Source organism: Enterobacter sp. 01-M-03-SI-ECC, assembly GCF_047530215.1.
In the GTDB taxonomy this organism is placed as follows: Bacteria; Pseudomonadota; Gammaproteobacteria; order Enterobacterales; family Enterobacteriaceae; genus Enterobacter; species Enterobacter chengduensis.
Window position 1 is genome coordinate 20826 of record NZ_JBLKDA010000022.1, and the last position, 12315, is coordinate 33140.

Genomic DNA, 12315 nt, shown 5'->3' on the forward strand with positions numbered 1-12315 from the left:
CTACGAATGTAGGCCGGATAAGGCGAAGCCGTCATCCGGCAGAATGCTATACTCACTTGAACCCGCATGCATTACCGGCGATAATTCGCCCCAATTAGCGATTTACGAATCAATCCCTTCCTCGTCGGGTTTAACGACGCGGAGGGGATTTTTTTTCATCTGTTTTTAATGTATCGACTTTAAAAGAGGTCAGGACATGAGCACTTTAGGTCATCAGTACGATAACTCTCTGGTATCTAACGCGTTTGGTTTTTTACGCCTTCCGATGAACTTCCAGCCGTACGACAGCGACGCTGACTGGGTGATCACCGGCGTGCCGTTCGACATGGCAACGTCAGGCCGCGCGGGCGGTCGTCATGGCCCGGCGGCGATCCGTCAGGTCTCCACTAACCTGGCGTGGGAGCACAACCGCTTCCCGTGGAACTTCGACATGCGCGAGCGCCTGAACGTGGTGGACTGCGGTGACCTGGTGTACGCCTTTGGCGACGCGCGCGAGATGAGCGAGAAGCTGCAGGCGCACGCCGAGAAGCTGCTGGCTGCCGGTAAGCGCATGCTCTCCTTCGGCGGTGACCACTTCGTGACCCTGCCGCTGCTGCGCGCCCACGCGAAGCACTTCGGTAAAATGGCGCTGGTACACTTCGATGCGCACACCGACACCTACGCGAACGGCTGCGAATTTGACCACGGCACCATGTTCTTCACCGCGCCGAACGAAGGCCTGATCGATCCGAACCATTCCGTGCAGATCGGCATTCGCACCGAGTTCGACAAAGACAACGGCTTCACCGTGCTGGACGCGGGCCAGGTGAACGATCGCGGCGTGGACGACATCATCGCGCAGGTGAAGCAGATCGTCGGCGATATGCCTGTCTATCTGACCTTCGACATCGACTGCCTGGATCCGGCCTTTGCGCCTGGCACCGGTACGCCGGTGATCGGCGGCCTGACCTCAGACCGCGCCATCAAGCTGGTGCGCGGCCTCAAAGACCTGAACATTGTCGGTATGGACGTGGTGGAAGTGGCGCCTGCCTATGACCAGTCCGAGATCACTGCGCTGGCCGCAGCGACCCTGGCACTGGAAATGCTCTACATTCAGGCAGCCAAAAAAGGCGAATAAGCCCTACGCGCTGAGTGCTGCTGCGCGATGCATGCGCAGCAGCAATATTCCGCCCGCCAGCAGGGTAATTCCCTGCGACACGATCAGCACCGAAAAACCTGAACTCACCGACCCTGCCGATTTCATCACTATCCCCATCAGCAGCGGAATAAACGCCGCGCAAATATTCCCAATCCCATTAATGATGCCGTATGCGCTACCTACCGCTTCCCGCGCGGCGTGGTGCTGTAGCACCGCGGGTATCGCGGCACCCTGCAGTCCCCAGAACATGTTGGCGGACAGCATAAACAGCGCCAGCCATGCGGGCTGATGGCTGAGCATCAGCGCAACTACGGACAGCGCCGTCAACGCTCCGCCCACCACAAACAGCACCGGTGCCTGCTCCGGGCGCATTTTGTCGAGCAGTACGCCGCCGAGGAACTTAGACCCCAGGCTCAGAAGGAAGGGAATGGCCGCAAGCATTCCCGTGGCCTGCAGCGAGAAGTGATGCTCGTCGCGCAGCCATGCGGGCAACCACGCGCTGCTGCCCCACAGATAGCTCAGCGTGGCGATTTCAACCAGCAGGATCCAGCCCAGTAGCGGCGTTTGCCATGCAAGCATGAAGATCTGCATAAGCCCGGGTTTTTTTAGCCGTATCGGATTTTCTGGCGCGGGCAGAAAACGCCAGATTAACCCGCCGCCCAGCAGCAGATTGCCTGCCGCCAGCGCATAGAACGAGCCGGCCCAGCCGAGATGGGCCATCAGCCAGGTGACCAGCGGAAAACCCACCGCCAGCCCGAGGGAAACGCCCAGGGCGGTCACGGCATTGGGCTTGCCGATCTCCTCTGCGCGAAAGTTCTCGCTGATAAAGCGCGTTTTCATCGAAAAGAGCGGCCCTTCGGCAATACCCAAAATCACGCGGGCGATAAGCATCCCCATCAGCGAGCCCAGCAGCGGAGAAACTGCGCAGACCACGGCCCAAACCGCAATGCTGCTTAATAATCCCTGCCGATAATGGAGCTTGCTTTCAATAACTGGTGTTAATAATAAAGCCGAAAAACCATAACCCAGCAGAAAGCAGGTCATCAGCATTCCCTGTAACATTCTGTTTTCATTTAGCTGAAAATGTTCGGCAAATTCCGGATTTAAAATCATTATCGAGATATTTACCCGATCGACGTAGGAAATAATAATGAGTAATAACAGTGCAATTGTGCCTTGCCATCTTGCCGTCATAAATCCTGCCTTGTGCGTGCGGTTATTTATATTTTTATCTGAGTGATTGTCACGGGGCTAAAATGGTTCGCCTGTGAAACTCATTGTTTATTAAACATAAAATAAAAGTGAGTTTCACGGGTGAAACGCGATGCTCTGCAACTCTTTTATTTTTAAGGAAGAAAAAGAAAAGAAGTCAATATCTCTTTCTTTAAATTTATAACCATCGATAAAACGTATTCATTCACGCTGCAATAATGAAAATTTCATATCGCTGCATTTTTTCGTGATCCTTTGCACACTTAGTTAATTAATTGTCCATCAATTAACAAATTCGTCACATTGTCGCTTGACGAAACATTCATCGCTTTTATATTGACCGTATTAAATAAGAAACAGAGTTTCATATATGAAACAAAAGCCTGGAGGATCGTGATGAGCTGGATAGGCGTATGTGACGCAGAACAAGTACAGGAAGATTTCCCTTTTAGCGGCAACGTCGACGGTAAGGAGATCGGCGTTTACCTGATTGACGGCGAATATTACGCGCTGGAAGACGTATGCCCTCATGCCTATGCGCTGCTGAGCCAGGGCTTTGTGGAAGATGGCAAAGTAGAGTGCCCGCTGCATGAGGCGGTGTTTGACGTCAAAACCGGCCAGTGCCTCCACGGCCCGGGCGGCCGCAACCTCAACCGCTACCCGGTTCGGGTCTTTGAAAATCAAATTCAGATTACCTTCGTCGAGGAGACCGTGGAATGAGTGACACCCTGAACTACAACCCGGCGCTGCCGGAAAGCCGCCAGTTTACCCCGCCAGCCGAGGGCGGTAACGGTGCCATTCATAAGCCGGGTGAGTACCAGAACCTGATCTGGCAAACCCGCAGCCGCGTGCCGGAAAGCTGGGAGGTAAATCTCATTGCCACGCTGGAAGAACTCTTTGAGCAGGGCGTTGAAACGCTGCCGGAGCTGGTTAACGGCCTAAACGCGGTGCGCATGCATGACCAGCAGGGGGAGCCGTGGAGCGACGCCAGCTTCCGGGCTTTCTTACAGGTAAACGGCTACTGAGGACAACGCGATGACGACTACCGTACAAAACTATCTCGATAAAGGCCTGCGCGGCCTCTGGTATCCGGTACTGGCGAGCTGGGAAGTGCAGTCTGCTCCTGTGGGCATTACCCGTCTGGGCGAGCAGATTGTGGTCTGGCGCAATAAGGACGGCCAGGTGCAGGCGCTGGAAGACCGCTGTCCGCACCGCGGCGCGCGCCTGTCGATGGGCTGGAACCTTGGCGACCGCATCGCCTGCTGGTATCACGGCGTGGAAGTGGCGGGCAACGGCGAGGTGAAAGACGTGCCCGCCGTGGACAAATGTCCGCTGGTCGGCCAGCAGTGCGTGCGCAGCTATCACGTGCAGGAGGCGCACGGCGCGATTTTCCTGTGGTTTGGCGTCACCGCTGACCAGCAGCCGGACGCGCTGACTTTCCCGGACGAGCTCGCCGATGCCGAAAATTTCAGCAACTTTCTCTGCACCGCTGCGTGGAAATGCAACTACCAGTACGCGCTGGAAAACGTGATGGACCCGATGCACGGCACATATCTGCATTCGTCGTCGCACTCGATGGCGGAAGGGGATCGCAAGGCAGACATGGTGCTTCAGCCGACCCAAACCGGCTTTATCTTTGAGAAAAAAGGGCAGAGCGGCGTCAACTTCGACTGGGTTGAGCTGGGTAATAGCGGCACCTGCTGGATGCGCCTCTCTATTCCCTATAAGAAACGCTTCGGGCCGGGCGGCCACTTCTTTATCGTCGGCATGGTGGTCCCGGAAGATAACGACAGCTGCCGCGTCTTCTTCTGGCGCATCCGCCGCGTGCAGGGCTGGCAGCGCGATATGTGGCGCTTTATGTACCGCAACCGCCTGGAAAAACTGCACTGGGAAGTGCTGGAGCAGGACCGCGTGGTGCTGGAAAGCCTGGCCCCGAACGCGCGCGAGCATGAATACCTGTACCAGCACGATGTCGGCCTCTCACGCCTGCGCCGCATGATGCAAAAGGCGGCGAAAGAGCAGCTGGCATTGCGTGAAGAACAGCAGGGAGCCGCCTGATGAACGGGCTGCTGAACGGAAAGCGCATCGTGGTGACCGGCGCCGCGCGCGGTCTGGGCTACCACTTTGCCAAAGCCTGCGCGGAGCAGGGCGCGGCGGTGGTGATGTGCGACATCCTCGAAGGGGAGCTGGCTGAAAGCGCGCACGGGCTGCGCGAGCAGGGTTACGCGATCGAATCCCACGCTATCGATCTGGCCGATCCGCATTCCATTGGACATGCGTTCAGCGCCATCGGCGAGCAGGGGCAGATTGACGGGCTGGTCAACAACGCGGCGATGGCCACCGGCGTCGGCGGCAAAAACATGCTCGATTACGATCCGGAGCTGTGGGATCGGGTCATGCGCGTAAACGTCAAAGGCACCTGGCTGGTGACGCGCGCGGCCGTTCCGCTGCTGCGCTACGGGGCGGGGATTGTGAACGTGGCGTCCGACACCGCGCTGTGGGGCGCACCGCGCCTGATGGCCTACGTCGCCAGCAAGGGCGCGGTGATTGCCATGACCCGCTCGATGGCGCGCGAGCTGGGCGAAAAACGCATTCGTATCAACGCCATCGCCCCGGGATTAACCCGCGTCGAGGCAACCGAATATGTCCCGGCCGAGCGGCATCAGCTTTACGAAAACGGTCGCGCATTAGCGGGCGCGCAGCAGCCGGAAGATGTCACCGGCAGCGTGGTGTGGCTGCTCAGCGATCTGTCGCGGTTCATCACCGGACAGCTGATTCCGGTCAACGGCGGTTTTGTCTTTAACTAAGGTAGGGCGACGATGGCAAACGATCGGGAAGTGAAGTATCTGGTGCCGGGGCTGGAGCGCGGCCTGCAGCTGCTGTTAGCCTTCGGCGAGCAGCATCGCGAACTGACCTTTGCCGAGCTGCACCGGCTGGTGGATATGCCAAAAGCCACCGCCTACCGCGTGGTGCAGACCCTGGAGTTCATGGGGTTTCTGGAGCGCAACGCGCGCACCAACACCTTCTCGCTGGGCATGAACGTGCTGCGCCTCGGCTTTGAGTACATCGCCTCGCTGGACGTGGCGCAGGTCGGCCAGCCGGTGATTGAGCAGCTGCGCGACGTGAGCCAGTGCAGCAGCCATCTGGCGATCCGCGACGGGCGAGACATTATCTACATCGCCCGCGTCAGCGCCGCCGGGTCGCGCATTAATCAGGTCAGCATCGGTACCCGCCTGCCGGTGCACTGCACCTCGCTTGGCCGCATGCTGTTGACCGATATTTCCCGCGCCGATTTTGAACGGCTGTTCCCGCACGAGCGCCTGCCGGGCAACACGCCGGGTCAGATTCACGACCGCGAGGCCCTGTGGCAGATGGTGCAGCAGGATAAAGCCCGCGGGTACGTGATTGGCGAATCCTTCTTCCGCCACGGCATCTCCTCCATCGTCTATCCGGTATTTGACCGAAGCGGCCGCGTCGCGGCGGTGGTCAGCATCCTGGTGCCCTCGGAGGAGATCCCGCAGGCCGACCGCGAGCGTCTGCAAAACGAGGTTCGCCTCGCGGCGGATAAAATTTCTGGCTTCTTAGGATACCTGTCACAGGCCAGTTAAATCAGCGAGTTAACGCCAGACGCTTGGCTGCGTCGGGCATGTTTTACGCCCAATTTGGGCCAGATGAGGCAACGAACGATGAGTGTAACCGGAATTGAAAAGCTGGAATTTGGCGTCGATGACCTGACGCACTGCGCCAAATTTATGCGTGATTTTGGCCTGACGGGCGATGCCAGCGGCCAGCGTTTTACCACCCTGAGCGGCGCGCGCGTGGAGCTTAACCCGCTCGACAGCCCTGAGCTGCCGCCCGCGTTTGAAGCAGGCAACACCCTGCGGCGCATGACCTGGGGCGTGGGCACAACGGAGGAGCTGGACGCGCTGCGCCCGAAACTCGCGCAGCAGCCCGGCTTTCGCGACGTGGGCGACGTGCTGGAGTGCCTTGACCCGAACGGCATGACGCTGCGCGTGCAGGTCAGCCAGCAGACCGACGTCGAGCTGAACGTTGAGCCGATCAACCAGTGGGGCGACATGCGCCGTATCGACACGCCCAGCCCGGTTTACGATCGCGCCCAGCCGATCAACGTCGGCCACGTGGTGTTCTTCGTCGAAGAACTGGCGGCGGTGGAGACATTCTACCGGGAGGTGCTCGGTTTCCAGGTTTCCGATCGCTACATCAACCGCGCCGTATTTCTGCGCTGCGGCCCGCGCGGCGGCCACCACAACCTGTTCCTGTTACAGCTGCCGAACCGCAGGCGCGGCCTGAACCACGTCGCTTTTACCGTGCGAGACATCCACGAGGTGATCGGCGGCGGCATCGCGATGAATAAAAACGACTGGAGCACCTTTATCGGGCCGGGCCGCCATCCGGTGTCGTCGGCGTACTTCTGGTACGTCAACAGCCCGACCGGCGGCGCGTTTGAGTATTACACCAACGATGACTACCTGACCGAGAACTGGCAGCCGCGCGAGCTGGAGCACTCTCTGGTCTCCTTTACCGAATGGGCCGTGGAAGGCGGGATTGATCACGACACCCGCCGCCAGCAGAAAAAGCCGGAGGCGGTATGACCTCGCGCATTGTCATTATCGGCGGCGGCCAGGCGGGCGGCTGGGCGGCGAAAACCCTGCGCGACGAGGGCTTCAACGGCGAGATTTGCGTAGTTGCGGAAGAAGAGTGGGATTTTTACGAACGCCCGCCGCTGTCGAAAGCCTCTCTGCTGGACGCCAATGCCGCCCTGCCGCGCCTGTTTTCAGAGGAGGCGCAGCAGGCGCTGCACCTGACGTGGTATCGCCCGCTGCGCGCGGAGCAGATCGATCGCGACGGCAAAACGGTGTTTTTGAGCAGCGGCGAGCGTCTTAGTTACAACATACTTTTAATCGCGACCGGTGGGCGGGCGCGCCTGCCGGGCGAGGCGTGGATGAATCATCCGCAGGTGTACACCCTGCGACACTGGCAGGACGCGCAGCGCCTGAAGGGGCGTTTGGCCGAGAGCGCAACGCTGGCGATTGTCGGCGGCGGCTGGATCGGCCTGGAGATTGCCGCCTCCGCGCGCAAAAGCGGCGTGGCGGTCACGCTGTTCGAGCAGCAGCCCGCGCTGTGCATGCGCTCGGTGAGCGCCGACGTGTCACAGCGGCTGGAGACAATCCACCGCGAGCAGGGCGTCGACATCCGCACCGGCTGCGGCGCGCTGGAGCTGGAGGATAGTAACGGTCTGCCGGTCATTCACTGCGACGGCAGGCGGGAAACGTTCGATGCGGTTGTCGTCGGGATCGGCGTCGATCTCAACCTGGAGCTGGCGCGCGAGGCCGGGCTGAAAACCGATCGCGGGATCGTGGTTGACGCGCAGGGCCGTACGTCCGATCCGTCGATCTTCGCCGCGGGCGACGTGGCGCAGCACCACCGCTACGGCCTGTGCATTCAGTCCTGGGCCTTTGCCCAGAACCAGTCGGTGGCAACGGCGAAAGCGATGCTTAATGCGGACGCGCCCGGCTACGACGAAGCGCCGTGGCTGTGGTCGGATCAATACCAGCACAACATTCAGATCCTCGGCATTCCGCAGGCGGGAAGTAAAACCCTCGTCCGCGACGGCGCGCTCTTTTTCTCACTGGACGAGAACGGACGCCTGACGCAGCTGGTGGCGTTTAACGACGCACGCACCGTCAAGCTGGCGAAGCGCTGGATGGCGGCCGGGCGGGATCTGTCCGACGTGCCGCTCGCCGACCCGGCCTTTTCACTGATGTCACTGCGATAGCAAACGCGCGCCCGTAGGGGGAGACATGACCACATTAGACACCAACGCCGCGCCGGAACAGGCGAGCGGCGAGGGCATCCGTACGCCCGAAAAGGCGGTTCGCTGGGCGATCCCGCTGTCGCTGCTGGCCTGCGTGCTGCTGGCGTTTTTCGACAAAATCAGCATTGCGGCGCTGTTCTCTGACGGCCATTTCCAGCAGGCGATGGGCATCGATTTTGACACCACGCGCCTCGGCATTCTGATGAGCGCGTTCCTGCTGAGCTACGGTTTCTCGTCGGTCTTTTTAAGCGGCCTGGGAGACAAAATCCCCCCGCTGCGCCTGCTCACCGGCATGATGGCGGTGTGGTGCGTGCTGATGGTCGCGATGGGCTTCACCCATAACTACACGCTGATGATCGTCCTGCGCATCCTGCTCGGCGTGGCGGAAGGGCCGCTGTTCCCGCTGGCCTTCGCCATAGTCCGGCACAACTTCCCGCAGCACCTGCAGGCGCGCGCCACCATGCTCTGGCTGCTCGGCACGCCGGTGGGCGCGGCGATCGGCTTCCCGCTCTCGCTGTGGCTGCTTAACACCTTCGGCTGGCAGAGCACCTTCTTTGTAATGGCGATGCTGACCGTTCCGGTGCTGATCTTCGTGCGCATTGGCCTGCGCGGTATTCGCCTGGAGGCGAAACCGACCAGCACCCAGGCGTCTCAGGAAGAGCGGCGCGCGGCGCGGCGCGAGCTGTTTGTGAGCCCGCACTTCTGGATCATCTGCGTTTTCAACATCGCCTTTCTCACCTACCTGTGGGGCATCAACGGCTGGCTGCCGGGCTACCTGATCAAAGGCAAAGGCATTCATCTTGAGCACGCGGGCTGGCTGTCGTCGATGCCGTTTATCGCCATGCTGGCGGGGGAAGTGATTGGCGCCTGGCTTTCGGACCGGGTCGATAAGCGCGCGGCGGCCTGCTTTATCTCTATGGCTGGGGCGGCCGTCGGGCTGGCGGTGGTGATGCATCTCGATACGCCGCTCGCCATCATCGCGGCGATGAGCTTCAGCACCTTTATGTGGGGCACCGGCGCACCCAACATTTTCGCCCTGCTGGCGAAAGCGACCCACCCGCGGGTGAGCGCCACGGCGGGCGGTATTTTCAACGGGCTGGGAAACTTTGCGGGGGCGCTGTCGCCTGCGGTGATGGGGGCGCTGATTGCCTTCACCCACAGCATGGATTCCGGGCTTATTTTTCTGGCGGTGATGGCGGCGGTGGGCTGCGTCCTGTTACTGCCGCTGCTGAGACGTTACTGAGGAGAGTGTCATGACTGATTCAACCGTAACCAACACATCAGGCATCAAGCCTGACCACCTGACGATGGAAGAGTGGGTCGAGTCGCGCATTGCGCGCTTCGAAGGCCGTAAATACGACTGGAACGCGCTGAAGTTCCAGGCCGACTTCGACCCGAAATACCGCCGGGCGCAGATGCGCTACATCGGCACCGGCGCGACGGGCGTGGCGAGCGACACCAACACCGTCCAGGCGGAACATTTTACCTTCTCTACCATGGTGCTGCCGTCGAAGTGCGAAGGGCCGCTGCACCTGCACGACGACGTGGAAGAGGTGTTCTTCATGCTGAAAGGGCAGATCACGCTGATGATCCAGGATGGCGACAGCTACACCGAAACCGTGCTGCGCGAGCGGGACCTGATCTCCGTTCCGGCGGGCATCTATCGCGGGCTGTTTAACCACGGCGAAGAAGAGGCGCTGATGTGCGTGATGCTGGGAACCAACAAGCCGGAAATCCCGACCTATCCGGCCGATCACCCGCTGTCAAAAGTGAAGCGGAACTAAGGGGGCGTGATGACGGGCTTTCGTGAACAGGGAAGCGGCATCCCGCTGATGCTGCTCCACGGCATCAGCTCCGGCGCGGCTTCCTGGCATAAGCAGATGGCGCTGAGCGGCTTTCGCGTGCTGGCGTGGGACATGCCCGGTTACGGCGAAAGCCCGATGCTGGCGGTGGCGCGCGCCAGCGCGGGCGACTACGCCGACGCGCTGGCAGCGATGCTCGACCGCGCGGGCGTCTGGCAGACGGTGCTGGTGGGCCATTCGCTGGGGGCGCTGGTGGCCTCGGCTTTTGCGGCGAAGTTCCCGGCGCGCGTGCTGCACCTGGTGCTGGCGGATGCCGCGCAGGGCTACGGCCAGGCCGCGCCGGAGCAGCGCGAGCAGGTCTGGCGCAGCCGCGAGCAGCAGATGGCGCTGGGCGGTGAAATTCTTGCCCAGACCCGCGCGGCGAAGCTGCTGCGCCCCGGCGCGCGCGCGGAGGACATTGCCACCGTCGCGGCGGGCATGCGCAGCCTGCGGGCGGAGGGCTACCTGGCCGCCGCGTGGATGCTGGCGCACGACGATATTCACGGCTGGCTAAAGCGTTATTCCGGCGCGTTTGAGGTGTGGTGCGGCGAGCAGGACGCCATTACCCAGCCGGAGCTGGTTCAGGGGCTGGCGCTGCGCTACGGCATGCCGTTTACCGCGATCCCCCTGGCCGGGCACGCCAGCTATCTTGATAACGACGCGTTTTTTAACCAACGGCTTTTACGCATTAAAGAAGAGGTGCGCGATGAATGCACAAATTGACGGGCGCGTGGCGGTTGTCACCGGCGGGTCTTCGGGCATTGGCTTCGAAACGCTGCGCCTGCTGCTCGGCGAAGGCGCAAAGGTCGCCTTCTGCGGCCGTAACCCTGACCGGCTCGCCAGCGCCCACGCGGCGCTACAAAACGAATACCCCGACGGGGACATTTTCTCTTACCGCTGCGACGTGCTGAAGGCCGAAGAAGTGCACGCCTTCGCGGAGGCGGTGAAATCCCGCTTCGGCGCGGCGGACATGCTGATCAACAACGCCGGGCAGGGCTACGTGGCCCACTTCAGCGACACCCCGCGCGAGGCGTGGCTGCACGAGGCCGAGCTTAAGCTGTTCGGCGTCATCAACCCGGTGCAGGCGTTTCAGCCGCAGCTGGAGCAGTCCGATATTGCCTCGATTACCTGCGTGAACTCCCTGCTGGCGCTCCAGCCGGAGGAGCACATGATTGCCACGTCTGCCGCCCGCGCCGCGCTGCTCAACATGACGCTGACGCTCTCAAAAGAGCTGGTGGGCAAAGGCATTCGCGTCAATTCCATTCTGCTCGGCATGGTGGAATCCGGGCAGTGGCAGCGCCGCTTTGAAAACCGGGCGGATAAAAGCCAGAGCTGGCTGGAGTGGACGGCGGATATCGCGCTCAGGCGCGGCATTCCAATGGCGCGCCTCGGCAAGCCGCATGAGCCCGCGCAGGCGCTGCTGTTTCTCGCCTCGCCGCTGGCCTCGTTTACCACCGGCGCCGCGCTGGACGTTTCCGGCGGCTTCTGCCGCCATCTGTAAGGACGCATCATGAAAAAGGTCATGTTAATTGGTTTTGGCGCAATGGCGCAGGCGGTGATTGAGCGCCTGCCCGCGGGGGTGGCTATCGGTTGGATCGTGGCGCGCGAGCCACACCATGCGGCGATTAGGCAGCAGTTTGGCAACGAGACGGTTGCGCTGGCCTCGCCGATGGACTGCCCCGAATCGCCGGACCTGGTGCTGGAGTGCGCCAGCCAGCAGGCGGTCGCCGAGTATGGCGAAGCGATTCTCCGCCGCGGCTGGCACCTGGCGGTAATCTCAACCGGCGCGCTGGCGGACAGCGAACTGGAAGCGCGCCTGCTGAATGCGGGCGGAAAGCTGACGCTGCTCTCCGGCGCGGTGGCGGGCATCGACGGGCTGGCGGCGGCAAAGGAGGGCGGGCTTGAGCGCGTCACCTATCAGTCGCGCAAAAGCCCGGCCAGCTGGCGCGGCAGCTACGCCGAGCAGCTTATCGATCTCAATGCGGTGTCGGAAGCAAAGGTCTTCTTTGAGGGCAGCGCCCGCGAGGCGGCGCGACTCTTCCCGGCCAACGCCAACGTGGCGGCGACCGTGGCGCTCGGCGGCGTCGGAATGGACGACACCCGCGTGCAGCTGATGGTCGATCCGGCCACAACGCGGAATACCCACACGCTGCACGTCGAGGGCCTGTTTGGCGAATTTCATCTTGAGCTGAGCGGGCTGCCGCTGGCGTCTAACCCTAAAACCTCCACCCTTGCGGCACTCAGCGCGGTACGCGCCTGCCGCGAGCTGGCCCTGCGCTGAGGAGTGA

The 12315-nt window shown here is 61.5% G+C and carries 14 protein-coding genes; 13 read left to right on the forward strand and 1 reads right to left on the reverse strand.

Translation table 11 applies throughout. The features are described from left to right. The first annotated feature begins 196 nt into the window (after positions 1-196). Positions 197-1117, forward strand: a complete 921-nt coding sequence (gene speB, locus ACMWKK_RS18580) for an agmatinase (protein ID WP_014071686.1) — start codon at positions 197-199, stop codon at positions 1115-1117. A gap of 3 nt (positions 1118-1120) precedes the next feature. Here the strand turns inward: speB and ACMWKK_RS18585 are convergent, their stop codons facing one another. Beyond that, positions 1121-2332, reverse strand: coding sequence for an MFS transporter (locus ACMWKK_RS18585; protein ID WP_112780569.1), 1212 nt, complete (start codon positions 2330-2332; stop codon positions 1121-1123). 414 nt (positions 2333-2746) lie between these two features. On the opposite strand from ACMWKK_RS18585, the gene ACMWKK_RS18590 reads away from it, so the two are divergent. The 12 genes from ACMWKK_RS18590 to ACMWKK_RS18645 all read left to right on the forward strand — a co-directional run bounded on the left by ACMWKK_RS18590 (position 2747) and on the right by ACMWKK_RS18645 (position 12308). Continuing rightward, complete coding sequence (locus ACMWKK_RS18590; RefSeq protein ID WP_112780568.1) at positions 2747-3070, forward strand: Rieske (2Fe-2S) protein; 324 nt, start codon at positions 2747-2749, stop codon at positions 3068-3070. Beyond that, on the forward strand, positions 3067-3375 hold the full coding sequence (locus ACMWKK_RS18595; RefSeq protein ID WP_045329274.1) for a recombinase-like helix-turn-helix domain-containing protein: 309 nt from the start codon (positions 3067-3069) through the stop codon (positions 3373-3375). Before ACMWKK_RS18590 ends, ACMWKK_RS18595 begins: the two co-directional genes overlap by 4 nt. A 10-nt stretch (positions 3376-3385) precedes the next feature. Next, entirely contained in the window at positions 3386-4408 is a 1023-nt protein-coding gene (locus ACMWKK_RS18600; protein ID WP_112780567.1) for an aromatic ring-hydroxylating oxygenase subunit alpha, read from the forward strand. Beyond that, positions 4408-5157, forward strand: coding sequence for an SDR family oxidoreductase (locus ACMWKK_RS18605; protein ID WP_112780566.1), 750 nt, complete (start codon positions 4408-4410; stop codon positions 5155-5157). The genes ACMWKK_RS18600 and ACMWKK_RS18605 overlap by 1 nt, the downstream gene beginning before the upstream one ends. Positions 5158-5169: 12 nt before the next feature. Continuing rightward, a complete protein-coding gene (locus ACMWKK_RS18610) occupies positions 5170-5958 on the forward strand; it encodes an IclR family transcriptional regulator (protein WP_045329267.1) in 789 nt (262 codons plus the stop codon). Positions 5959-6036: 78 nt separating this feature from the next. Beyond that, on the forward strand, positions 6037-6963 hold the full coding sequence (locus tag ACMWKK_RS18615) for a VOC family protein (protein ID WP_112780565.1): 927 nt from the start codon (positions 6037-6039) through the stop codon (positions 6961-6963). Continuing rightward, positions 6960-8147: an NAD(P)/FAD-dependent oxidoreductase gene (locus tag ACMWKK_RS18620; RefSeq protein ID WP_112780564.1), complete on the forward strand. Its 1188-nt coding sequence runs from the start codon at positions 6960-6962 to the stop codon at positions 8145-8147. The genes ACMWKK_RS18615 and ACMWKK_RS18620 overlap by 4 nt, the downstream gene beginning before the upstream one ends. Before the next feature lie 25 nt (positions 8148-8172). Further along, positions 8173-9429: an MFS transporter gene (locus ACMWKK_RS18625; RefSeq protein ID WP_112780563.1), complete on the forward strand. Its 1257-nt coding sequence runs from the start codon at positions 8173-8175 to the stop codon at positions 9427-9429. A gap of 10 nt (positions 9430-9439) precedes the next feature. Next, positions 9440-9970, forward strand: a complete 531-nt coding sequence (locus tag ACMWKK_RS18630; protein ID WP_045329260.1) for a cupin domain-containing protein — start codon at positions 9440-9442, stop codon at positions 9968-9970. A gap of 9 nt (positions 9971-9979) precedes the next feature. Further along, a complete protein-coding gene (locus ACMWKK_RS18635) occupies positions 9980-10750 on the forward strand; it encodes an alpha/beta fold hydrolase (RefSeq protein ID WP_112780562.1) in 771 nt (256 codons plus the stop codon). Next, on the forward strand, positions 10734-11528 hold the full coding sequence (locus ACMWKK_RS18640; protein WP_045329256.1) for an SDR family oxidoreductase: 795 nt from the start codon (positions 10734-10736) through the stop codon (positions 11526-11528). The genes ACMWKK_RS18635 and ACMWKK_RS18640 overlap by 17 nt, the downstream gene beginning before the upstream one ends. 9 nt (positions 11529-11537) lie before the next feature. Continuing rightward, on the forward strand, positions 11538-12308 hold the full coding sequence (locus ACMWKK_RS18645; RefSeq protein WP_112780561.1) for an aspartate dehydrogenase: 771 nt from the start codon (positions 11538-11540) through the stop codon (positions 12306-12308). Positions 12309-12315: the final 7 nt, after the last annotated feature.